This is a genomic window from Nocardia sp. NPDC051900 (genome assembly GCF_044452545.1).
Taxonomy (GTDB): Bacteria; Actinomycetota; Actinomycetes; order Mycobacteriales; family Mycobacteriaceae; genus Nocardia; species Nocardia sichangensis.
On sequence record NZ_JBITBU010000005.1, the window covers coordinates 207,002 to 229,750 of the forward strand.

Genomic DNA, 22,749 nt, shown 5'->3' on the forward strand with positions numbered 1-22,749 from the left:
CGGTCGGGTCGGGCGACTGGTGAGCAAATCGGACCGCCGGAACTTACCTTGGAGTAATATATGAGATTCACCTGTGGTAGGAGTGTGGATGGCGGGCGGTACGAAGCGGCTTCCGCGGGCGGTACGCGAGCAGCAGATGCTCGACGCCGCCGTGGAGGTCTTCTCGCGTAAAGGCTTCCACGACACGTCGATGGACGCGATCGCCGCCGAGGCGAAGATCTCGAAGCCGATGCTGTATCTGTACTACGGCTCCAAGGACGAACTGTTCCGCGCCTGCATCCAGCGCGAGGGGCTGCGGTTCATCGAATCCGTCGCGCCCGCGGGCAACCCGCTGCTCACGCCGCACGAGCAGGTGCGCACCGCGCTGGAGGGGTTCCTCGGCTTCGTCGACCGCAATCGGCGCTCCTGGCAGGTGCTCTACCGGCAGGCCATCGGCCAGCAGGCGTTCGCCTCGGAGATCGAGAACGCGCGCGAACGCGTCATCGAGCTGACCGCAAAACTGCTGGAGTCCAGCGCCAAGCACGCCGAGCCGGGGACGAACTTCGACGTCGTCGCGGTCGCCGTGATCGGCGCGGGCGAGGCCATCGCCGACCGGCTGGCCAGCGGACGGATCGAGGTCGCCGAGGCCGTCGACCTGCTCGACGATCTGGCCTGGCGCGGTCTCGCCGGCCGGAAGAAAACCGAGTAGCCCGCCCATTGCCCGGATCGGTTGCTTCCGCGCCGCGCTCCTGCCAAAGTGCGTGAGTTCGCATAGCGCGGACCGGCTCGTCCGAAGAGCCGGGGAGAAACGGGGCGGAATTGTTCGGGTTGCTCAGGCCGTGTGCGCACGGCGCTCAGAAGTATGGAATCGATGCGGCCGAATGGCGGGCGCATCTGTGCGGTTTGTGTCTCGGCTTGCGCGACGGGCACGGTCAGCTCGCCCGCGCCACCACCAACAAGGACGCGCTGGTGCTGAGCATGCTCACCGAGGCCCAGTCCGGACCGGCGGCACGCACCACCGCGGCGCCGTGCCCGCTGCGCGGAATGCGCCGCGCGTCGGTGGTCGCCGCGGGCGCGCCCGGCGTCCAGCTCGCCACCACCGCGTCGTTGTTGTTGGCTGCGGCCAAGATTCGCGATCATGTGGACGACGGTGAGGTGGTCGCGCTCGCGCGCGGGCCGCTGGCGAAAGCCGCGACGCGATGGCACCGGGAGGCTCGCGCGGGCGCGGCCCGGATCGGTCTGGACGTCGAACCGCTCGTCGCGGCGCTCGCCGCGCAGCTGCGTTTGGAGCAGGAGGCGAAGGAGCTGGTCGCCGTGGGCGGGACGGCATTCGCGCCGGAATCCCTTGCCCAGTCCTCGCATTGGCGTTCCGCGATGTCGCCGTCGGCCGACCCGATCGACCGGTTGACCGCACCCACTCAGCTGTGCGCGTCGGAGTTCTTCGCCCACACAGCCGTCTTGGCCGACCGCACGGACAACGTCGACGCGCTGCGGGAGGCGGGATGGCAGTTCGGCCGGATCGCGCATCTAGCCGACGCCGTAACCGACTACGACGATGACGCCGCCCACGACCGCTTCAACCCTCTCGCGGTTACCGGAACCAGCGTGCCCGAGGCCTACGACCTGATGCGGCAGTCGAATTCGCGCCTGCGCGCGGCCGTCGCGGCGGCCGAACTCAGCCGGGTTCCCACCGTACGCTGGATGCTGCTCGACCCGCTGACCGCGGTGCTGCGGCGGCTCGGCGGCGGGCTCGGCGCGTTCGCCGCCCACACTTGCTCGGTGTCGCCCGAAGGGGCCGACATCCGCGCCCACGCGCACGGAACCCGCCACCGCCCGCCGACCCGCCGCCCTGGCATCGGTGAATCTCTCGCGCTCATCCTGGGCGCTTACTGCACCGGCTACGCGTGCTGCGCCGACCACACGCAACCGTGCACGGGCGACCGCAAGGACGCGTGGATCAAGAACTGCGACTGCGGAGATTGCGGAGATTGCGGCGGGTGTGATTGTTGTTGCGATTGCGGGGATTGCAATTGCTGCGACTGCGGTTGCGACTGCTGATCCGCGCTGGAGCGGCGAGCCGGCCGCTCCAGCGCGAAAGGCACGGCCGACCTCGCTGAAAAGCGCGAAGCCGCATCCTGATTCGTGGGAATCGGGATGCGGCTTCGCGGAACGTTCAGCGCAGGGTCGCCGTCAGGTGCGGGTACCCCTTCTTCGGGTGGAGCAGCGCCAGATCCCAACCGCCTTCGACCTGATCGGCATACAGGTTGACGGCGGAGGGCAGCAGGATCGGCTTGCCGAACTTGACCGAGTACGTGGTCTGCTCCGGAATGCGTCCCTCGACCGCCCCGAGAATCGTCGCCGCCGACCACATGCCGTGGGCGATCGATCGCGAGAAGCCGAACGCCTTGGCGCCCAATGCCGAAGTGTGGATCGGATTGTGGTCACCGGACGCGGCCGCGTACCGGGTGATCGTCTTCTGATCCACCCGCAGGGTGCGCAGCGGCGGCGGCGGAACCTCCTCCGGTTTGGGCTCCGGTTTCGGCCCGCCCGACAGCGAGGTGCGCTGCTGGTGCAGGAACGTGGTGACCTGGTGCCACACCTGCTCCCGGCCCACCTTCACATCGCTGATCGCGTCCACGAGCAGGCCCTTCGGGTGCTCGCGCAGGTTCTCGATGTGGGTGCGGATGTCCAGCGGCTCGCTCACCGAGATCTCGCGGGTGCGCTCGATGACGTTCTGCGCGTGCACCGCGCCCACCGCCACGAACGGGAAGTCCCGCGCCACCACCAGTTGCATCGCCAGCGGGAAGGTGAGGATGAACGGGTAGGTCAGCGGCAGCGCGTCGCCGAACCGCAGCCCGGTCGCGCGGCAGTAGGCGGCCAGATGATCCGGGTCCACCCGCAGCCCGTCGAGCCGGACGGCCCGGTCCGGCAGCGTCGGCTTGCGCGCCGACAGCAGCGGCACCGCGCCGAGCGCCGCCTTGACGAACAGGCGGTTGTTCTTCGGCGGTTCGGTGAGGGCGATCACCTGGGTCTTCTCCTTGCCTGCCGGAGCCTGGGCCATCATGCTCCGATCAGGCTCTGACCGCAGACCCGCACGACGTTGCCGGTCACCGCGCTCGACGCCGGGCTCGCGAAGTAGGCGATGGTCTCGGCGACGTCGACGGTCTGGCCGCCCTGCAGCAGCGAACTCATCAGCCGGCCCGCTTCCCTGGTGGCCAGCGGGATGGCGGCGGTCATCGCGGTCTCGATGAAACCCGGCGCGACGGCGTTGATGGTGATGTTCTTCTCCGCCAGCTTCGGCGCCTCCGCGTTCACCATGCCGATGACGCCCGCCTTGGACGCGCCGTAGTTGGTCTGCCCGCGGTTACCCGCGATGCCCGCGATCGAGGACACGTCGATAACGCGACCGCCCTCCTTCAGCGCGCCCTTGGCCACCAGCCCCTCGGTGATCCGGTGCGGAGCGGCCAGGTTGACGTTGATGACCGCGTTCCAGCGGCCTTCGTCCATGTTCGCCAGCAGCTTGTCCCGGGTGATGCCCGCGTTGTGCACGACGATATCGATGCCGCCGAAACGTTCGGTGGCGAACTCGGCCAGCTTCTCCGCCGCGTCGGGCGCGGTGACGTCGAGCGCGAGCGCGGTGCCGCCCACCTTGTTCGCGGTCTGCGACAGCGCCTCGCCCGCCGCCGGGATGTCGGCCACGATCACCTGGGCCCCGTCGCGGGCGAACACCTCGGCGATGGTGGCGCCGATGCCGCGCGCGGCGCCGGTCACCACCGCGACCTTGCCGTCCAGCGGGCGGTCCCAGTCGGCGGGCGCGCTCGCGTCGTCCTTGCCGACCCGGATGACCTGGCCGTCGACGAAGGCCGACTTGGCCGAGAGCAGGAAGCGCAGGGTCGACTCCAGGCCGGTCGCCGCCGCGGACGCCTCCGGGTGCAAATAGACCAGCTGGGCGGTCGAGCCGCGCAGCAGTTCCTTGGCCACCGAGCGGGTGAAGCCCTCCAGTGCGCGCTGCGCGATCTGCTCGTCGATGCCGGAAGCCAGCTCGGGAGTGGTGCCGATGACCACGATCCGTCCGGACGGGGTGAGGCTGCGCAGGGCGGGCTGGAAGAACTCGAACAGTTGCGAGAGATCCTCGATGGTGCCGATGCCGGTGGCGTCGAACACCAGGGCGCCGTACTTGGTGCCCTGGCTCAGCGCGTCGGCGAAGGAGTAGTCCGACAGCAGGGCGCGCACCGGCTCGGCGACGCGGCCCTTGCCGCCGATCAGCACCGGCCCGGACAGCGGCGGCTCGCCCTTGACGTAGCGGCGCAGCTTCTCCGGCTTCGGAAGGCCGAGCTTGCCGGCCAGGAACGCGCCAGGCGCGGAGTGTACGAACGATCCATAGAGGTTGGGAGCACCCTTGCTCTTGCTGGCTGCCACTATTCCTACCTTTTCTGAGTTCTGGCTCTCGGGTCTGGGGTATCGCCCCGGCGTGGTCTGCTGGCGCACTTTTGCGGGGGTATGTGTCGACATTAAACTTACTCCAGAGTAAGTTTAATGTAAACAACCGCGACGGGGCGCCGAGCAGCGCGGAGATGTCCGTGCTCCACCGGGCCGCCGGGACACCCATCCACGAGACCTTGGAGACTCGAGTGACTAGCAAAGCCCGTTCGGCGAAGAGTGCCGCCAAGACCGGTAGGACCACCCGCCCGGTCGCGATCGTCGGTGGCAACCGGATTCCGTTCGCTCGCTCCGACAAGGCGTACGCGCACGCCTCCAATCAGGACATGTTCACCGCCGCGCTGGACGGGCTGGTCAGCCGGTTCGGCCTGCAGGGCGAGCGGCTCGGCATGGTCGTCGGCGGCGCCGTGCTCAAGCGGGTCGGCGAGCACGGCCTGATCCGGGAGAGCGTGCTCGGCAGCAAGCTCAGCCCCTACACCCCGGCGCACGACCTGCAGCTGGCCTGCGGCACCGGCCTGCAGGCGATCGTCACCGTCGGCGACGCGATCGCCGCGGGCCGGATCGAAGCCGGCGTCGGCGGCGGTACCGATACCACCTCCGACGCCCCGATCGGCGTCAGCGAGGGCATGCGCGAGTGGATGCTCGACGCCAACCGCGCCAAGACCAACAAAGACCGCCTCAAGCTGGTCGGCCAGCTGCGCCCGAGCATGCTCGGCATCGAGATCCCGCGCAACGCCGAGCCGCGCACCGGGCTGTCCATGGGCGAGCACGCCGCCATCACCGCCAAGGAATTCGGCATCCCGCGCGAGGCGCAGGACGAGCTGGCCTATCTGTCGCACAAGAACATGGCGGCCGCCTACGACCGCGGTTTCTTCGACGACCTGATCACGCCGTTCCTCGGCCTGACCCGCGACGACAACCTGCGGCCGAATTCCTCGATCGAGAAGCTGGCGACGCTGAAGCCGGTCTTCGGCGTCAAAGCCGGTGACGCGACCATGACCGCGGGCAACTCCACCCCGCTCACCGACGGCGCCTCCGCGGTGCTGCTGTCCAGCGAGGAGTGGGCCGCCGAGCGCAAGCTGCCCGTACTGGCGCACCTGGTGGACAGCGAGGTCGCCGCGGTCGACTACATCCACGGCCCCGACGGCCTGCTGATGGCCCCGACCTACGCGGTGCCGCGCCTGCTCGCCCGCAACGGCCTGACCTTGCAGGACTTCGACTACTACGAGATCCACGAGGCGTTCGCCTCGGTGGTGCTGGCCACCCTGACCGCGTGGGAGTCCGACGCCTACTGCAAGGAGCGCCTCGGCCTCGACGGCGCGCTGGGCTCGATCGATCGCAGCAAGCTGAACGTCAACGGATCGTCGCTGGCCGCGGGTCACCCGTTCGCCGCGACCGGCGGCCGTATCGTCGCCGCCACCGCGAAGCAGCTGGCCGAGAAGGGCTCCGGCCGCGCGCTGATCTCCATCTGCGCCGCGGGTGGCCAGGGCGTCGTGGCGATCCTCGAGCGCTGACCGATCGCACACCGCGAGGTGGTCCGACCGGAATTCCGGTCGGACCACCTGCGCCCTACTCGCCCGGCAGCTCGAGGTGCCCGCCGAACGCTTTGCGCATCGCCGAGAGCACTTTGTCCGCGTACACCGCTTCGCCCCGCGAGGAGAATCGCGCGAACAAAGCCGAAGCCAGCACAGGGACGGGCACGCCGGTGTCGATGGCGGCATCGACCGTCCAGCGACCCTCGCCGGAATCGGATACCCGGCCGCTGTAGGAATCCAGGCTCGGGTCCGCGTGCAGCGCGGCCGCGGTGAGGTCCAGCAGCCAGGACGCGACCACCGACCCCCGCCGCCACACCTCGGTGATCTCGGGGATGTCCAGGTCGTACCGGTAGTACTCGGGATGTTCCAGGGGCGTCTCCTCCGCGGAGAACTCGCCCGTATGCTCGGCGCCGTAGTTGGCCCGGCGCAGGACGTTCAGCCCTTCGGCGTAGGCGGCCATCGCCCCGTACTCGATGCCGTTGTGCACCATTTTCACGAAGTGGCCCGCCCCTACCGGTCCGCAGTGCAGATAACCCAGCTCGGCCGTGGACGGCTCGCCGCCGCGTCCCGGCGTCCGCTCCGCCGCCCCGAGGCCAGGCGCGATGGATTTCAGCAGTGGGTCCAGGTGCTTCACCGGCTCGGATTCGCCGCCGATCATCAGGCAGAAGCCGCGAGTCCGCCCGAAAACCCCGCCCGAAGTGCCGATGTCCACGTAGTGGATGCCCTTGGGCCGCAAGCGCTCGGCGCGCACGAGGTCCTCGTGGTAGCGGCTGTTGCCGCCGTCGATGACGATGTCGCCCGGTTCGAGCAGCTCGGCGACCTGCTCGATCACCGCACCGGTGGCCCCGGCGGGGATCATCACCCACACCACGCGCGGCGTCTCCAGCATGCCGACGAACTCGGTGAGGTCGGTGCTGCCCCGGAAGCCGTCCCCGAGCTCGGCGCGCAGTTCGTCGATGTGCGCGGAGCGACGTTCGTATCCGACGGCGGTGTGTCCGTCCTCGACGATGCGGCGCACGATGTTGGCGCCCATCCGGCCGAGGCCGATCATTCCCAGCTGCATGCCATCCATCTCCCTCGTGTAGCCAAGTCTTGCGGCGGGGTCGTCTCGATTCTTCCGCGTGGGATCGATCACGGTTCGGTTCGCGGGTGTAACGCCGCCCGCTACAGCCCGATAAACAGATCGGCACCGCGCAGTTGCCTGACCCCCGACCCGGCAACTGCGCGGGCCTCTTTGTGTGGTGTACCCGGTTCTTCGCGCGGAATGTGCGCTATGCCCGAGCTGTGGCGAGCACTGTCGGTGTGGACCACTATCGTTGGCAGGGACGCGCAGCGGTGCGGGTCCACAATTCAATCGAACGGGGAGGACGGTTCGTGACGAGCCAGCCGAGCACCGGAGGACGCGGCCCACAGGCTGGTGGCGAAGTCGGATGGCGCCAGCTTCTCGGGGCGGAGCGGCCCCAGGCGGCGGACCGGTCGGTCGCTTGGACCGGCGACGAACAGCTCACCCAGCCTCTGCAAACTACCCGGAGGCGGCCCCCGCCACCCGCACCCCGCCGTGCGCCCGCGCGTCGCCCGATCTCGCCCCCGCCGTCGAAACGCCTGGACAGCGCCGTCGTGCGCCGGGTGGGTATCGCGGTGGGTGCGGTGCTGGCGGTCGCCGGTCTCGGCTACGTGGTGGACTGGGTGATGTCCTCGGGCGAGGTCGCGCGTGGCACCGTCGTCGCCGGTGTCGACATCGGCGGCATGGACAAAGCCGCGGCCGATGCGAAGCTGCGCGCCGAACTGGATCCCAGGGCGGGCCGCGAACTGCCGCTGCGCATCGGCGACGTGCAGACCCGCATCGTGCCGAGCGCCGCCGGACTGGCCGTCGACTGGGACGCCACCTGGTCGCGGATCGGCTCCCAGCCGCTCAACCCGTTCACCCGGCTCGCCTCCTTCTTCACCACCCGCGAAGTGTCGATCGTCAGTGCGATCGACGAACCGGCCCTGGATCGCCAACTCACCGAACTGCGGGTGCACGACCGGCCGTCAGTCGAGGGCACCATCACCTTCCGCAATGCCGAACCCGTCGCGGTGCCTCCGGTTCCGGGCCGGGTGCTCGATGTCGCCGCCGCGCGTACGGAATTGGCCGAGCAGTGGGTCGCCGGCGCCACAGTGGACCTTCCCGTCGTCCCCGCGCCGCTGCAGGTGCGTCCGGAGGCCGTGGACAAGGCCCTGCGCGAGATCGCCCAGCCCGCGGTGCGCTCGCCGATCGCGTTCGCGGGCAAGGGCGCCTCGGGCAGGCTCGATCCGGAGCAGATCGCGTCCGTGCTGGCCTTCGCGCCGGACGGGCAAGGCGGTCTCGCCGCGTCGGTGAATCAGGACGCCGCGACCGGTCTACTCGGGCCGCAACTGGCCACCACGGAGGTCGAACCGAAAGACGCGACGTTCGCGGTGGCGGGTGGCAAGGCGTCCGTCGTCCCCGCCGTGATCGGCGACAAGATCAACTGGCCCAAGACCTTCGAACAGCTCACCGCGTTGATGACCGCGCCGGGCGAGCGGACCGCGCAGGTGGTCTACGAACGGGTCGAACCGAAGCTGACCACCGAGGCCGCACAGGGGCTCGGCGTGGTCGAACCCGTCGGATCGTTCACTACCGGCGGTTTCAGCGGCCCCTCCGGGGTCAACATCCGCACCGTGGCCAAGAAGGTCGACGGCGCGATCGTGAAGCCGGGAGACACGTTCTCGCTCAACGACTTCACCGGTCCGCGCGGCACGGCGGAGGGATACGTCGAGTCCGGCATCATCGACCACGGTCGTCCCAGCACCGCCGTCGGCGGCGGCATCAGCCAGTTCGCCACCACGCTCTACAACGCGGCGTATTTCGCGGGTCTCGAGGACGCGGGTCACACCGAGCACAGCTACTACATCTCCCGCTACCCCGCCGCCCGCGAGGCCACTGTCTTCGACGGCGTGATCGACCTGAAATTCCGCAACAACACCCAGACCGGCATCTACATCGAAACCTCGGCGACCGCCACCGAGATCACCGTGCGACTGTGGGGCACGAAGACGGTCGACGTCGAGTCCATCACCGGCGAGAAGACCAAACCGACCGAACCCAACACGGTCACCTTGCCGAAGGGCAAGGACTGCATCGCCTCCGAAGGCGGCCCCGGCTTCACCATCTCCGACACCCGCGTCATCACCGACCACAAAACCGGCCGCGAAGTGTCTCGCAAGACCCGCACGGTGAAGTACGACCCGATCCCGATCGTCAAGTGCGAGTGAGGAAATAGCCCCGAGCACACGGTTCCCGAATCCGCCCCGCCACGCACCGGAGGGGCGGATTCGTCATCTTCACAACGGAGTTCGCATCAGCAACACGTTGTACTGGGTGTGCTGGGTGACCACGAAGTAGAGATCGCGGCCGGTTTGATACGGATAGATCATCGGCGCGTACGCGGTGGGAAGCGCGCGGGCGTCGATGAGGACGCGCGGTTCGCTCCACGGCCCTTCCGGCGCCGGTGCGGTGCGCAGGACGACGCTGTTGGCCGGATCCGTGGTCAACATGACGTACTGGCCCAGATAGTCGTTCCACATCACCGAGAGTTCCGCGACGCCGCCGACGATCGGAGCCGCCGTCTTGGCGTCGGTGGGCTTCCACTCTCTGCCGTCCCAGTATTCGTAGGCGTCGATATTCGCGATATCGGATTCTTTGGCGCGAGAGACGAATCCGGGATTGTTGCGCCCTGCCGGGGTGCCGTAGCGGTAGACGTAGCCATTCGCCTTCAAGAAGGCGTTCTGCTGGAAGTTCTCGTGGCCGTCGACGTTCGCGCGACGCGTGTGGGTGAGCTGGGCCCACGTGGTGCCGCCGTCACCGGAGGCGGCCAGGGTGGAGAAGTTGGTGTTCCACTTCCCGTGGTCACCCCATTCGCGCACCGACATCAAGCTCATGTACTGCACGCCGCCCACCGAGATGCCCGCGGTGGGAATCAGGCTGATCTCGATGCCGGGAATCTTGGGGCTGGGTATGGGATTCGGCACCACGTCGTCGAAGATGATGCCGTCGGCCGGATCGTGCCTGGAGCTGCGGAACAGCACATTGCTGGTCCAGGCCCAGATGCTGCCCGCGAGGAGATTCGGGATCCCGATGCCCGCGCTGTCGCCGAAGGCGGTGATCATGCGGCCGTTGCCGTCGTCCCACATGATGCCGAGATCCGTGCCGAGCACGTTGACGTTCTGGGTCCGATTCGGGCTGTCCATGCCGGTCACCTGGAACACCGCTCTGGCAGGCCCGGGCAGGTCCGGCAGGCCGTGAATGCCGTTGATCGCCGGAATCGGAATGACGTTGTTCGGGTCGGCTCCGGCGGGCGTGGCGGCGACCAGCGCCAAGACCGCGGCCAGCGCGCCGGCCCCGGTGAGTGCGGACAGCGATCGAGTCATCCGGCAATTCCCTTCCTCTGGGACGCAGTCTGCTCGGTCATTCTGCCCGTTCGCCGCCGCGATGTCGCCTACATCGGTGGGTGGACTCAGCGCGTTCGGCCGATCGTCACCAGCCGGTAAAGCCACCACGGGCGCTCGGGTAGTTCTGGGCTGTAGACCCGCATGCTCATCGATCGGACCCGTCTCGAGGCTGGATCGCGCACCTGCAATCGGCGCCGGGGGAGGTCGGCGGGACGCACTTCGGTGGTCCACATGCGATCCCAATCAGGGGAGCGGCGGCAACGTTCGGCGATCTCCTCGACGCGCTCGCGTGGCGCGAGCGGAGACAGAATACGGAAGGCGTCGACGAGCAGGTGCGCTTCCACGGCCCAGTCCACCATCACCCGGCGGGCCGCCGCGTCGAGGAACATCCACTCCAGCACGTTTCCTCGGGGGAGGGCACCTGGAAAGGCGCGTTCGTAGGCGGAATTGGCTGCCACCAGGTCCTGCGTCGGCATCCGCTGGTAGCAGGCCGGGTCGGGGAGGCTGTGCAGGTCGGCCTGGTCGTCCGGAGTGGGCATGTCGGGGCCGGGTCCGTAGGCGTCCGTGAAGAAATTCGGCAGGGACAGCACGACGATATGTTTGCGGTACCAGATCGGCACCTCCAGCGCGTCGAACAGCTGTTGCAGCAGTGGCTGATTCGGCGCCACCGCGCCTGTCTCGATCTGGTCGAGCACCGCTTCGGTGAGCTCGGCCCGCTCGGCGAGATGGGCGGGCGTCAGCCCCGCGGCGAGGCGTCGTTCGCGCAGATAGGCGCCGATGCCAGTTGCGTTGCGCGTCACCTCGGGCACCTCTGCCGACAATTCTCGTGCCGAACTGTGGGAAGCGGGAGGCTCTTGTCGCTCCCCGGGAGCACGCAATCTACCGGAGAGAATCGGCGTCGAGCGGTGATCGAACGTCACGAATCGACAAATGTAGACGACAACGGCCCGGAGAGGATCTCCGGGCCGTTGTGCCGTTGCGGTGGAACGAAGGTCAGAACGCGGCTTCGTCCAGCTCCATGATGTCGTTGTCCAGGTTGGACAGCACCGCGCGGGTGGCGGTCAGCTCCGGCAGGACGTTGCGGGCGAAGAACTGCGCGACCGCGATCTTGCCGTTGTAGAACGCCGCGTCGGCGCCGGTCGCGCCGTTGTCGAGGGCCGCGATGGCGACCTCGGCCTGACGCAGCAACTGCCAGCCGATGAGCAGGTCACCGACCGAGAGCAGGAAGCGCACCGAACCGAGGCCGACCTTGTACAGCTCGCTCGGCTGCTCCTGGGCGCCCATCAGGTGGCCGGTGAGCGTGGCGGCCATGGCCTGCACGTCCTCCAGCGCGGTGGCAAGCAGCTTGCGCTCGCCCTTCAGGCGGCCGTTGCCCGCCTCGGCGTCGATGAACTTCTGCACCTGACCGGCCACGTGGGCCAGCGCGACGCCGCGGTCACGAGCGATCTTGCGGAAGAAGAAGTCCTGCGCCTGGATCGCGGTGGTGCCCTCGTACAGCGAGTCGATCTTCGCGTCGCGGATGTACTGCTCGATCGGGTAGTCCTGCAGGAAGCCCGAACCGCCCAGGGTCTGCAGCGACTCGGTCAGGTACTGGTAGGCCCGCTCCGAGCCGACGCCCTTGACGATCGGAAGCAGCAGGTCGTTGACCCGCGCGGCCAGGTCGGCGTCCGCACCGGAAACGTGCTGGGCGACATCGGCGTTCTGGTGAGCGGCGGTGTACAGGTACACCGCGCGCAGGCCCTCGGCGTACGCCTTCTGGGTGGCCAGCGAGCGACGGACATCCGGGTGGTGGGTGATGGTCACGCGCGGCGCGGCCTTGTCGGTCATCTTGGTCAGGTCGGCGCCCTGGACCCGCTCCTTGGCGTAGTCCCGCGCGTTCAGGTAACCGGTCGACAGGGTCGCGATGGCCTTGGTGCCCACCATCATGCGAGCGTGCTCGATGACGTCGAACATCTGCGCGATGCCGTTGTGCACCTCGCCGACCAGCCAGCCCTTGGCCGGGATGCCGTGGCCGCCGAAGGTGACCTCACAGGTGGCCGAGACCTTCAGGCCCATCTTGTGCTCGACGTTGGTGACGAACACGCCGTTGCGCTCGCCCAGCTCACCGGTCTCGTGGTCGAAGTGGAACTTCGGCACGAAGAACAGCGACAGGCCCTTGGTGCCCGGTCCCGCGCCCTCGGGGCGGGCCAGCACCAGGTGCATGATGTTCGGGAACAGGTCGTCGGAGTCGGCGGAGGTGATGAACCGCTTCACGCCCTCGATGTGCCAGGTGCCGTCTTCTTGCTTGATCGCCTTGGTGCGACCGGCGCCGACGTCGGAACCGGCGTCGGGCTCGGTCAGCACCATCGTGGCGCCCCAACCCTGCTCGGCGGCGATCTCCGCCCACTTCTTCTGTTCGTCGGTGGCGTTGTTGTAGAAGATGTTCGCGAAGCCGGGGCCCGCGGCGTACATGAAGGCGGCGGGCTGCGCGCCCAGGATCAGTTCGGCGATGGCCCAGTACGCGGCGCGCGGGATCGGCAGGCCGCCGAGCTCCTCGGCGATGCCGAGCTTGTCCCAGCCGCCGTCCTGCAGGGTGCGGTAGCTCTTCTTGAACGACTCCGGCAGCGTGACCGTGTGGTTCTCGGGGTCGAAGACCGGGGGGTTACGATCGGCGTCGGCGAACGACTCACCGAGCGGACCCTCGGCCAGGCGGCGCACCTCGTTGAGCATCTCCTTCACCGTGTCGGTGTCGAGATCGCCGTAGGCGCCGCTGTCCAGGATGGACCCGAGGCCGAGAACCTCGAAGAGGTTGAACTCCAGGTCGCGGACGTTGCTCTTGTAGTGACCCATTGTCAGTACTCACTCTCCGTTGAGTTGGTGCGGTCGGTATGGTTGCCGTTCCCGCCCGTTGTTCGCTCCACCGGGTAGTCGTGCCGGTTTTCCGCATGCTACTCGCGGGTAACTTATGAGACATATTACCGGCCGGTAATGATTGCGCAAAGAGCTGAGCAGGCAATGTGACGCGTTTTACAGTGTTTGATGGCCGCGACTTCTGGTGGCTGGCGGCTCGCCGCGGCTGACGCTGTTGACTCCGTGGCGTGTGCGGCGGGGGCGGATGTGAGCCCGGCGGCTCGCGACGGCCGCTGCTTGCTCCGATAGTCGCAGGTCGATCACGCGGGGAGCGACGGTGCGGCTTCGGGGGGCAGGCGCGGCAGAATGAGCACAATGCTGATCGAGACGAGTGCGGGGCCGGCTGAGGTCGAGCTCGAACAGCCGCGCAGGCCCGCGTTTCTGCTGCTGCTCACGCATGGTGCGGGGGGAGGGGTGGAGGCGAAGGACCTGCTCGCGGTGCGTGACGTCGCGTTGCGGCTGGGGGGTGGGGTCGCGCGGGTGGTGCAGCCGTATCGGGTGGCTGGGCGGCGGGCGCCGGGTTCGGCGGTCAAGCAGGACGAGGCCTGGCTGGAGATCGTCGCGCGGCTGCGCGGGCGCAAGCGCATCCCGGTGATCCAGGGTGGGCGCAGCAACGGGGCGCGGGTGGCTTGTCGTACCGCCGTCGCGGCACGGGTCCGTGGCGTTCTCGCGCTCTCGTTCCCGCTGCATCCGCCGGGCAAGCCGGAGAACTCGCGCCGGGATGAACTGCTCGCGCCGGGAGACATCGAGGTGGTCGTCGTCAACGGGGCGAACGACCCGTTCGGCATTCCCGACCCCGCCGACGCCGCCGAAGTGCGCGTCATCCCAGGACAGCCGCACGCCTTCCGTGCGGGCTTCGACCTGATCGCCGAGACCGTGGCTCCGTGGCTGGAGCGCTGGTCCTGAGTCCTATTCGGCCGGTCGGGTGGCGATGACCAGCGCGTCGATGGCGTCGCCCGTTTCGGTGGGCCGGTAGACGCGGTCGGCGATGCGGACGCGCACCTCGCTCGCCGCCGCGAGCGGGCCGAGGTCGGCGACGATGTCGTCAGGGGTGAACAGGATGGCCGGGTCCTGCGGCCCGCCGCAGCCGTCGGTGATGTTGGTGGTGTCGTGGCCGAGTACGAGCAGGGTGCCTTCCGGAGCCAGCAGCCCGGCCGCCGTGCGCACCAACGCGCGGCGCTGCTCGGCGGGCAGGTGCAGGAAGACCATCAAGACCAGCTCGAACGGTCCGGTGATCCCCGCTTCGTCCAAATCGGTGACGTCGGCGCACTGCCAGGTGATGCGATTGCGGACCGAGCGGGACAGCCGCGACGCCACCGTGCGGCCTTTGTCGATGCCGACTTGTGAGTAGTCGACGGCGTGCACCTGCCAGCCGTGCGTGGCGAGCCACAGGGCGTTGCGGCCCTCGCCGCACGCCAGATCGAGAGCGCGCGGGAACTCCGGCGCATCGCCCTCGGGTGTGGCGGCTTGGAGGGGCGCACGGCGTTCCAACCCGTAGACGTGCTCCACCACGGTGTTGTTCGGCGGTGCGCCCCAGACCAATTCCGTTTGCGCGTAGCGCTCGTCCCAGTCGGCCGCATCCATATTTCGAGTCTATTGATCGGGCCACCCGCGCTTCGTGGGGTTGCCCGAGTCAGTCCGATACCTGCGAGAGCCAGTGCACCGGCGTGGTCTCGCGTACGTGGATCAGCACGTCGAACGCATCGGCGAGCGACGAAAGCCGGATGTTGGCCGTGGCGTCGGCGGCCGGGTCGTAGACGCCGCTGATGGTGCGCAGCTTCGCCGGGCCGGTCAGCCAATCATGGACCGGTTCCGGCGCGGCGGCGTGCAGGTCGACGTAGTAGGCGGGCAGCTCGACCTCGCCCAGCGCGGCGTCCACCAGGTCCGGTTGCGGATTGGGCGCCACGGCCGCGCCGAGGTCGCCGTGATGGAAGCCGATGCCGACGGACACGTATCGTTCGCCCAGATCAGCGCGCAAATGACTTCCGGTGCCACGGAATTCGGCCGTACCGAAGACGATCGGAAGGCTGGTGGTGTGCGCGAGGCCGTCCCAGTAGACGATCTTCGCGCCGGTCGAGCGCTGCCATTCCAGCACCGTCTCGGCCGACGGCCGTTCGTCCCTGGCGAACCCTTGGCTCGCGACGCTCTGCCGGTGGAAGTCGCGGATCAGGCGGGCGTGGGTGAGCGCCGAGGCGCGCTCGCCGGTATCCGGCAATGCCGTGAGCAGCTCGAGGGCGTCTTCGGCGTGCTCGGCGAACGGGCGGCCGGGGTGGGTGCCTTGATGGCGCTGGACATGTTCGTCGACTTGATGCGCGGTGCGGATCGGCGCGAGATGCGCCTCGATCGCGGCGAGCCGGTCGGGAGCCGCGCGGCGCACGTAGTCGAGTACCGCGTCGTAGTCGCTCGGTTCGGCACGGGGCGGTTCGACGCCGAAGATCCGCACCGGGTCGTCCGGGTGCGCCAGGTTGTACGCGCGGATCCAGCGCAGCGTGGCCACCGATTCCTCGGTACGCCACGGACGCCAGGCGCCGGCGAGCACCGATTCGGGGTCGCCCGCGCCCGCGGTGACGAACCGGTCCCACCGTTCGCCGGAACGCGCGCTGTCCTGGATGGCCAGTGCGCGGAAGCCGTGCCGTTCGACGAGCCCGCGCAGCAGCCGCTCGCGCACACCGAAAGTCTGGCGGGAGAACCGCGTCGACTCGCCGAGCCCGACCACCGTGGCGGTGGCGAGCCGCGCGATCAGGCCGTCGAGTTCGGTACCGGGCGAGTCCGGAACGGTGCTGTCGATCGCGATGGCGTTGTCGCGCAACCAGGCGCGGATGTCGACGGTGGTGCTGAGCATGGTGCCTCCCGGAAACGTGAACGATCCAACGCGGTGCAGCCTCGTACATAAACCTTTGTTGAGGTCAAGCGCCGCGTCGGATCGCCGGGTTCCCGGTCACAGCGTCGTGCGCATCAGCAGGACGTTGTACTGGCTGTGCACGGTCGTGAGGAAGTACAGATCGCGCCCGGTCTGGTACGGAAAGATGGAAGGCGCGTAGGCGGTGGGCAATTCGCGGGTGTCGATCAGTACTTCGGGATCGCTCCACGGTCCGACCGGATCGGGGGCGCGCCGCATCACCACGGAATTGAATCGATCGGTGGTCAGCGAAATGTATTGCCCCAGATAGGCGTTGTACATCACCGACAGTTCGCCGACGCCGAACATGATGGGCGCGGCGGCGTTCACGTCGTTCTTCCGCCAAGCGTGGCCGTCCCAGTATTCGTATTCGGCGAGATTTCCGATGTCGTGCGCGCGCACGCGGGCGACGTGCGCGGTGTGATTGCGTCCGGACCGCGTGCCGTATTCGTAGATGTACCCGCCGTCGGCGAGGAAGGCGTTCATCTGGAAGTTGGCGTCGCCGCCCTCGTTGTTCCGTCGTGTTTCCGGCAGTTCGGCCCAGGTCTCGCCGTTGTCCCCGGAGACGGCGAGACCGGAGAAGTTGGTGCTCCACTGGCCGACGTCGTCCCAGGTCCGCACGGACATCAGGCTCATGTACTGCACGCCGTCGACGGCGATGCCCGCGGTCGGGATGCGGCTGATCTCCAGGAACGGGATCTTCGGGCTGGCGATCAGATCGCGCGCCTGCCCGAACACGTCGCGCACCACGCTGTCGAAATAGACGCCCTCGGCCGGATCGGTGGTGTGGCTGCGCAGCAGGATATTGCTGCGCCAGGCCCACATGCTGCCCGCGAGCAGATTCGGAAAACCGACGCCTGCGGTGTCGCCGAACGCCGTGAGCATTTCGCCGTGCCCGTTGTCCCACATGATGCCGAGATCGGTGCCGAGGACGTTGTAGGTCTGGGTGTTGTTCGGGCTGGCCATACCGGTCACCTGGAAGACCGCCTTGGTGCGGCCGAGCAGATTCGGCAATCCGGTCGTGCCGTTGAGCACCGGGATCGGATTGATGGCGTTCGGGTTCGCGATGGCGGGTGTGGTCGCCGTGAAGAGCAGGGCCGAGGCGCCCGCCAGCGCCGAGAGCAGGAAGGATGCGGTCTTGATCACGATCTGTGAGCCCTCCGGTTTCTTCCCGAGAGCGGTGCGAAACACGGACGTCCCGCGATACACAGACCCTTCGCAGTGTGCCGCGCACCACTAGTCGACTGGCTGGCAAATCGTGCAAATGGTAGCAGCGGAACCAGTCGCGGGGAGGGTTCTCCAGCAGACTAGCGAATTTGTAGCTAATCCTCGGTAGGACGGCTGCGCGCCTTGCGGAGAATCAAAGGAAGTTGGGTCGCGCGCTCGACGGCCAGGGTTCGCCGGGTGGATGCTCGCCACGACTTATCGAAGAGTCGTTTGGCGGCGGCGACCGCGTGCGGCGACCGCGTCGCGAGGCGGTCGGCGAGTTTCTCCGCCTCCGCCACGGGGTCCGGCGTCAGCTCGGTGACCAAGCCGATCCGCGCGGCGTAGTCCGCGTCGACTACGTCCGCGGTCATCGTGAGCAAGAGGGCTTTGTCGATGCCGATCAGCCTGGATAGTGTTGCAGCGCCGGTCATATCCGGGATCAGCCCGTGTTTGGCTTCCATGACGGAGAACTCCGCGTGGGGGGTGGCGAAACGGACGTCGGCGGCGAGCGCGAGCTGGAGCCCGCCGCCGTAGCAGCGCCCGTGCACCGCGGCGATCACCGGCACCGGCAGGCGGCGCCAAGCCCAGCACGCCTCCTGGAAGGCATTGGTGCCGCGCCAGGGTAGCGGCACGAAGTTCCGAACGATTGCCAACGGATCGCTGATCGCCGCGGAGATATCCAGTCCGCTGCTGAAGCTGGGTCCGTTGCCGGACAGAATGACGGCACGCACATCGCTGCGGCGGGCCACCAGCTTCGCGCTGGCAACCAGCTCGTGGAGCATGTCGATGGTCAGGCCGTTGTGCTTGTCCGGCCGGTCCAGCGTGACGTACGCCCGGTGGTCGTCGAACCGCACTGCGATGTTGGTGCCCATGCTCGGATATTACTCGTGAGTCAGTTGTGTGGCGCGCACTGTTGCCGCGGCGCCAGGGCTCTGTTCTAATCGGACTCGAGTTACCGTCAATGTTGACGGTTATGGAGCGGAGGTCGCATGCTGCCAGCCGGAATGGACCCGAGGACGCCGGTGCTCGTCGGCGCCGGGCAGGTCGTACACCGACCGGGTGAGCCAGGCCTGCCCGGCCCGGTCGAACTCGCCGCCGAATCCTTGCGCCGCGCAGGCGCCGATAGCGGCGTCGGCGACCGATTGCTGCGTTCGGCCGATGTGATCGCCGCCGTCGCCCCGGTCAGCCGCCCCTACGGCGACCTGGGCGCGCTCGTCGCGGCTGAACTGGGCGTCAGCCCGAGGAGGACCGTGCAGTCGGTGCGTTTCGGCGGTGACGCGCCGCAGCGGCTGCTCAACGTCGTCGCGCAGGCCATCGCCGACGGCCGCTCGGAGGTCGCCCTGCTCACCGGAGCCGAAGCGGTGTACTCCGGGAACACGGCCGCCCGCTCCGGCGCGGCGGTGGACTGGCCGGAGCAGCCGGACGACGTAACCCCGGACGAGATCGTCGGCTCCGATCGTGGTCCGAACTCGGACATGGAAACCGCCGCGGGGCTGTGGGGCCCGGTGTACTTCTACGCGCTCATGGAGACGGCCCTGCGCCGCAGGTTGGGGTCGAGCGAAGCCGCGCACCGCGAGCGGATCGGCGGACTGTGGTCGCGGCTGTCGGAGGTCGCGGCACGCAATCCGTACGCGTGGCAGCCCGCCGCGCAGGCTGCCGCCGAACTGGCGACGCCGGCGCCCGCCAACCGGATGGTGTCGACGCCGTATCCGAAGCTGCTGATCGCCAACCTCACCGTGGACCTGGGCGCCGGGCTCATCCTGTGCAGCGCGGCGGCGGCCGACGCCGCCGGTGTGCCACGGGACCGATGGGTGTTCCCGCATGCAGGCGCCACCGCGACCGACGAATGGTTCGTCTCCGAACGAGCGGACATGTCTCGATCGCCCGCGATCGCCGCGGCGGGGAAAGCGGCGCTCGGCGCCGCGGGAATCGCGATAGACGATGTGGCCCACGTCGACCTGTACTCCTGCTTCCCGGTGGCGGTGCAGGTCGCCGCCGAGGAACTCGGCCTGCCGATCGACGATCCGGCCCGGCCGCTTTCGGTCACCGGCGGTCTCACCTTCGCGGGCGGCCCTGGCAACAACTACACGACGCATTCGATCGCGACGCTGTCCGGCGTCCTCCGCGCGGACCCCGGCGCATACGGCCTGGCGACGGCGCTCGGTTGGTACAGCACCAAGCACGGCGTCGGGGTGTACTCGGCGAAGCCGCCCGAGCGGCTGTTCCGTGCCATCGAGGCGGATGTGCCTGCGGCGCGGCGGGAACCCGCGCCCGGGTACACCGGTCCGGCCACGGTCGAGGCGTACACCGTCGCCTACCGCAAGGGTCCCGCGCCCGACCGTGCCGACGAGCCGGAAGCCGTTGTGGTGAGCGCACTGACACCCGCGGGGACCCGCATACTGGTCCGGGCGTCGGATGCCGACACCCTCGCGGCGTTCACCGCGGGCGACCCGCTCGGCGCGGACGCCGAGATCGCCGCGGACACGTTCACCCTGCTCACCGAGAGGAGCGCCCGATGAACGACTCGGTCCTGATCGAGCGGCGCGACGCGATCACCGTGCTCACGGTCAACCGTCCCGAGGCGCGCAACGCGATCAACCTGGCCACCGCGCAGGCCATCGAGGCCGCTGTCGACGAGTTCGAAGCCGATTCCGCCGCGCGCGTGCTCGTGCTCACCGGTGCGGGCGGGACCTTCAGCGCCGGAATGGATCTCGTGGCCGCGTCGAAAGGCGAGATGCCGATGACGCAGCGCCGCGGCCCGCTCGGCATCACGGCGAAACCCCCGGCGAAACCGATGATCTCCGCCGTCGAGGGTTTCGCGCTGGCCGGTGGTTTCGAGCTGGCGCTCGCGGGCGACCTCATCGTCGCCGCGCGCGACGCGCAGTTCGGCATTCCCGAGGTCAAGCGCGGTCTGGTGGCGGCGGGCGGTGGCGTGCTGCGCCTGACCCAGCGGCTGCCGCGCAGCACCGCCGCCGAACTCGCGCTCACCGGAGGCCGGATCGGCGCCGAGCGGCTCTACCAGCTCGGCCTGGTGAACCGGGTCACCGAGCCGGGTGCGGCGCTGTCGGTGGCGCTCGAACTCGCGGCCGAGATCGTCGCCGCCGCGCCACTCGCGGTGGCCGCGAGCAAGCGCATCATCGACGAGTCGCCGGATTGGCCGGTCACGGAGGGATTCGCGAAGCAGGGCGAAATCGCGCTGCCCGCGTTGATTTCCAAGGACGCCGCCGAAGGCGCGCTGGCGTTCGCGCAGAAGCGCGAGCCCCAGTGGCAGGGTCGCTGACGGGCGGGCCGGGACACGTCCGGCAGCCGCAGGCGCAGCGCAGGGAGCGCATGCGCACGCGGCTGCTGGACGCGGCGGTGGAGAGCCTGGTCGAGGTCGGTTACGCGGGCACGACCACGCTCGAGGTGCAGAAGCGGGCGGGTGTGCCGCGGGGAACGTTGCAGCACTATTTCCCCACCAGGTCCGATCTGCTCGCCGGCGCCGTCGAGCATGTGGCGCGACGCCGTTTCGACCAGCTGACAAGCGAGTTCGAAGCGATCCCGGACGACGCGGACCGGCTGGAGACGGCCGTCGAACTGACCACGCGGATGCTCAGCGGCCCGTCGTTCTGGGCGGCGCTGGAGATGTGGGTGGGCGCGCGGACCGACCCGGAACTGCGGGCGGCCTTCCTGCCGCTCGAGGTCCGCTTGTTCGAACTGATGCACACCAGCATTCGCGACAGCTTCCGGCGCGAGTTCCCCGACGATCCCCGCGTGCCTACGATCACCGAGTTCACCATCGAGATCATGACCGGATCGGCCCTGCGGGTGCTGCTCACCGGGGACGTGTCCCGCAACCGGGTTCTTCAGCACCGGTGGGGTAATGCCGTGCGCGTCTTGCTCGGCACGGCGTCCGCTGACACGTTGCTCGACCCGCCCGCGGGCTGAACGGACGGGCGTCTAGCGCTGGCGGGTGATCGTCTCGAGCAGCACCTGGGCGCATCCGGCCGGGTCGTCGAAGAACGGCGTGTGCCCGCTGCCGTGCAGCGTGACGTGCTCGGCGTCCGGCAGCACGCTGCGCGCCTTGCGGCTCTGGGTCGCGTAGGTGAGCAGGATGTCGCGGCTGCCCCATGCGATGGTCACCGGAATGTCGGCGAGGGAGTCGATTTCGGGCAGCCGGACATCGGTGAACGAGGCGATCGCCTCGTCGAATCCGGCCGCGTCCGCAGCGCCGATGGCCGTGTCCAGCGCCACCTTCGCATCCAGCGCCCAGGGTTTGCCGAAGACCAGGGAGAGGAACACGGTCCGGCCCGCGGCGGTGCCGAGGACGGACGGCAGGGCGGGCCGCAGCTTGCGCGCCAACGCCCGTGACTTGCCCAGCGACTGCTGGCACCACACGCGACCGGCGGTGTCCCAGAAGCCGATCGGGGAGTAGGCGGTCACCGAGCGAGCCAGCCCGCGAGCGCCCAATTCCAGCGTGATCAGCCCGCCCATCGAGTTCCCCGCGAGATGCGGTTGTTCGATCCCCTGCGCGGCGAGGAATTCGGCGAGCGCGTCGGTGAGGTTGGGCACCGTGTTGTGCGCGAGCGGGTGCGTCGAGCCGCCGAAGCCGGGCAGGTCGACGGCGATCACTTCGTACGACGCGGCCAGTGTGTCGATGATCGGCTCCCACACCTGCCACCGGCTCCCGACCCCGTGTACCAGCACGAGCGGCTCGCCCGCGCCGACGCGGTGATGGTGCAACGTCGTCATGCGCCAACCCTAACAGCAGTCACCTGTCATCAGTTGGTATCGCGCAGCAGCCGCCGACTGGAGTGGCGGGGCGCAGCTATTTCCGACAGTGCGGGATCGACACGGCCCGTCCCCGTCCGGGGAGTGATCTAGCTCACTGGCTGTCACAGTGCTCGCTCGCGCGGTGTCTGGATGCCGACACGCTGGATACGAAGGAGTTCCCGATGAACATCGCACTGTGGATCGCGACGGCACTGTTGGCCGCGCTCGCCCTCTTCGGCGGCATCACCAAGGCGTTCGTTCCGCGAGAGAAGCTCGCCGCGTCACCCGGCGGGGAATGGACCGCGACGGCCGGCGACGGCTTCGTCAAAGGTCTGGGCCTCCTGCAGATGCTGGCGGCGGCCGGTCTGATCCTGCCCGCCGTGCTCGACATCGCGCCGGTGCTGGTGCCGGTCACGGCGGTCTGCTGGGTCGGGCTCATGGTCGGCGCGATGATCACCCACGGCCGGCTCGGGCAGTCCAAGTTCGTCGTGCTGAACTCGGTATATCTCGCGGTCGCGGTGTTCATCGCGGGGGGCCGGTTCGCCCTCGAACCTTTCACGAGCTGACGGCCCGGATCGAACGCAGCCAACCACCGAGGAG

The 22,749-nt window shown here is 68.8% G+C and carries 20 protein-coding genes; 9 read left to right on the top strand and 11 right to left on the bottom strand.

Annotated elements, in window-relative coordinates:
• Positions 1-88 precede the first annotated feature (88 nt).
• Both ACIA5H_RS10140 and ACIA5H_RS10145 read left to right on the top strand, forming a co-directional pair.
• Entirely contained in the window at positions 89-688 is a 600-nt protein-coding gene (locus ACIA5H_RS10140; protein ID WP_040870930.1) for a TetR/AcrR family transcriptional regulator, read from the top strand.
• Between the two features lie 206 nt (positions 689-894).
• Positions 895-2,037, top strand: coding sequence for a regulator (locus ACIA5H_RS10145; RefSeq protein ID WP_397075280.1), 1,143 nt, complete (start codon positions 895-897; stop codon positions 2,035-2,037).
• A 115-nt stretch (positions 2,038-2,152) separates the two neighbouring features.
• On the opposite strand, the gene ACIA5H_RS10150 is transcribed toward ACIA5H_RS10145, so the two are convergent.
• Positions 2,153-3,043 carry a MaoC/PaaZ C-terminal domain-containing protein gene (locus ACIA5H_RS10150; RefSeq protein WP_355071364.1) on the bottom strand — a complete coding sequence of 297 codons (891 nt, stop codon included), beginning with the start codon at positions 3,041-3,043 and terminating at the stop codon, positions 2,153-2,155.
• The gene (locus ACIA5H_RS10155; protein WP_397075282.1) at positions 3,040-4,398 is read right to left on the bottom strand and encodes a 3-oxoacyl-ACP reductase; all 1,359 of its coding nucleotides are present in this window, start codon (positions 4,396-4,398) and stop codon (positions 3,040-3,042) included. Before ACIA5H_RS10155 ends, ACIA5H_RS10150 begins: the two co-directional genes overlap by 4 nt.
• A gap of 212 nt (positions 4,399-4,610) precedes the next feature.
• Between ACIA5H_RS10155 and ACIA5H_RS10160 the strand changes: the two genes are divergently transcribed.
• On the top strand, positions 4,611-5,933 hold the full coding sequence (locus tag ACIA5H_RS10160) for an acetyl-CoA C-acetyltransferase (protein WP_355071367.1): 1,323 nt from the start codon (positions 4,611-4,613) through the stop codon (positions 5,931-5,933).
• Positions 5,934-5,988: 55 nt separating this feature from the next.
• On the opposite strand, the gene gnd is transcribed toward ACIA5H_RS10160, so the two are convergent.
• Positions 5,989-7,017, bottom strand: a complete 1,029-nt coding sequence (gene gnd / locus ACIA5H_RS10165; RefSeq protein ID WP_356962959.1) for a phosphogluconate dehydrogenase (NAD(+)-dependent, decarboxylating) — start codon at positions 7,015-7,017, stop codon at positions 5,989-5,991.
• Positions 7,018-7,571: 554 nt separating this feature from the next.
• On the opposite strand from gnd, the gene ACIA5H_RS10170 reads away from it, so the two are divergent.
• Positions 7,572-9,227 (top strand): VanW family protein, encoded by a 1,656-nt coding sequence (locus tag ACIA5H_RS10170; RefSeq protein WP_397075285.1) that lies wholly within the window; start codon positions 7,572-7,574, stop codon positions 9,225-9,227.
• Between the two features lie 69 nt (positions 9,228-9,296).
• On the opposite strand, the gene ACIA5H_RS10175 is transcribed toward ACIA5H_RS10170, so the two are convergent.
• The 3 genes from ACIA5H_RS10175 to ACIA5H_RS10185 all read right to left on the bottom strand — a co-directional run bounded on the left by ACIA5H_RS10175 (position 9,297) and on the right by ACIA5H_RS10185 (position 13,232).
• Positions 9,297-10,382: a DUF4185 domain-containing protein gene (locus ACIA5H_RS10175; protein ID WP_356962956.1), complete on the bottom strand. Its 1,086-nt coding sequence runs from the start codon at positions 10,380-10,382 to the stop codon at positions 9,297-9,299.
• A gap of 86 nt (positions 10,383-10,468) precedes the next feature.
• The gene (locus tag ACIA5H_RS10180; protein WP_379249295.1) at positions 10,469-11,203 is read right to left on the bottom strand and encodes a helix-turn-helix domain-containing protein; all 735 of its coding nucleotides are present in this window, start codon (positions 11,201-11,203) and stop codon (positions 10,469-10,471) included.
• A 193-nt stretch (positions 11,204-11,396) separates the two neighbouring features.
• The gene (locus tag ACIA5H_RS10185) at positions 11,397-13,232 is read right to left on the bottom strand and encodes an acyl-CoA dehydrogenase (protein ID WP_355071375.1); all 1,836 of its coding nucleotides are present in this window, start codon (positions 13,230-13,232) and stop codon (positions 11,397-11,399) included.
• A 375-nt stretch (positions 13,233-13,607) separates the two neighbouring features.
• Here ACIA5H_RS10185 and ACIA5H_RS10190 point away from each other — a divergent pair, with 375 nt between their 5' ends.
• Positions 13,608-14,198, top strand: a complete 591-nt coding sequence (locus ACIA5H_RS10190) for an alpha/beta family hydrolase (RefSeq protein WP_397075288.1) — start codon at positions 13,608-13,610, stop codon at positions 14,196-14,198.
• Positions 14,199-14,201: 3 nt separating this feature from the next.
• Here ACIA5H_RS10190 and ACIA5H_RS10195 read toward each other — a convergent pair whose 3' ends face one another.
• The 4 genes from ACIA5H_RS10195 to ACIA5H_RS10210 all read right to left on the bottom strand — a co-directional run bounded on the left by ACIA5H_RS10195 (position 14,202) and on the right by ACIA5H_RS10210 (position 18,269).
• Entirely contained in the window at positions 14,202-14,876 is a 675-nt protein-coding gene (locus ACIA5H_RS10195; RefSeq protein ID WP_355071379.1) for a class I SAM-dependent methyltransferase, read from the bottom strand.
• A 49-nt stretch (positions 14,877-14,925) separates the two neighbouring features.
• Positions 14,926-16,134 (bottom strand): erythromycin esterase family protein, encoded by a 1,209-nt coding sequence (locus tag ACIA5H_RS10200; protein ID WP_397075291.1) that lies wholly within the window; start codon positions 16,132-16,134, stop codon positions 14,926-14,928.
• A 96-nt stretch (positions 16,135-16,230) separates the two neighbouring features.
• Positions 16,231-17,337 carry a DUF4185 domain-containing protein gene (locus ACIA5H_RS10205; protein ID WP_379249290.1) on the bottom strand — a complete coding sequence of 369 codons (1,107 nt, stop codon included), beginning with the start codon at positions 17,335-17,337 and terminating at the stop codon, positions 16,231-16,233.
• A gap of 176 nt (positions 17,338-17,513) precedes the next feature.
• The gene (locus ACIA5H_RS10210) at positions 17,514-18,269 is read right to left on the bottom strand and encodes a crotonase/enoyl-CoA hydratase family protein (protein WP_397075293.1); all 756 of its coding nucleotides are present in this window, start codon (positions 18,267-18,269) and stop codon (positions 17,514-17,516) included.
• A gap of 117 nt (positions 18,270-18,386) precedes the next feature.
• Between ACIA5H_RS10210 and ACIA5H_RS10215 the strand changes: the two genes are divergently transcribed.
• The 3 genes from ACIA5H_RS10215 to ACIA5H_RS10225 are packed head-to-tail and all read left to right on the top strand — an operon-like array spanning position 18,387 to position 21,324.
• Positions 18,387-19,916 (top strand): thiolase C-terminal domain-containing protein, encoded by a 1,530-nt coding sequence (locus ACIA5H_RS10215; RefSeq protein ID WP_379249286.1) that lies wholly within the window; start codon positions 18,387-18,389, stop codon positions 19,914-19,916.
• On the top strand, positions 19,913-20,677 hold the full coding sequence (locus ACIA5H_RS10220; RefSeq protein ID WP_397075296.1) for a crotonase/enoyl-CoA hydratase family protein: 765 nt from the start codon (positions 19,913-19,915) through the stop codon (positions 20,675-20,677). Before ACIA5H_RS10215 ends, ACIA5H_RS10220 begins: the two co-directional genes overlap by 4 nt.
• Positions 20,662-21,324: a TetR/AcrR family transcriptional regulator gene (locus tag ACIA5H_RS10225; RefSeq protein WP_397075298.1), complete on the top strand. Its 663-nt coding sequence runs from the start codon at positions 20,662-20,664 to the stop codon at positions 21,322-21,324. The genes ACIA5H_RS10220 and ACIA5H_RS10225 overlap by 16 nt, the downstream gene beginning before the upstream one ends.
• A gap of 12 nt (positions 21,325-21,336) precedes the next feature.
• Here the strand turns inward: ACIA5H_RS10225 and ACIA5H_RS10230 are convergent, their stop codons facing one another.
• The gene (locus ACIA5H_RS10230; RefSeq protein WP_355071391.1) at positions 21,337-22,128 is read right to left on the bottom strand and encodes an alpha/beta hydrolase; all 792 of its coding nucleotides are present in this window, start codon (positions 22,126-22,128) and stop codon (positions 21,337-21,339) included.
• Positions 22,129-22,331: 203 nt separating this feature from the next.
• On the opposite strand from ACIA5H_RS10230, the gene ACIA5H_RS10235 reads away from it, so the two are divergent.
• The gene (locus tag ACIA5H_RS10235; protein WP_397075300.1) at positions 22,332-22,715 is read left to right on the top strand and encodes a DoxX family protein; all 384 of its coding nucleotides are present in this window, start codon (positions 22,332-22,334) and stop codon (positions 22,713-22,715) included.
• Positions 22,716-22,749: the final 34 nt, after the last annotated feature.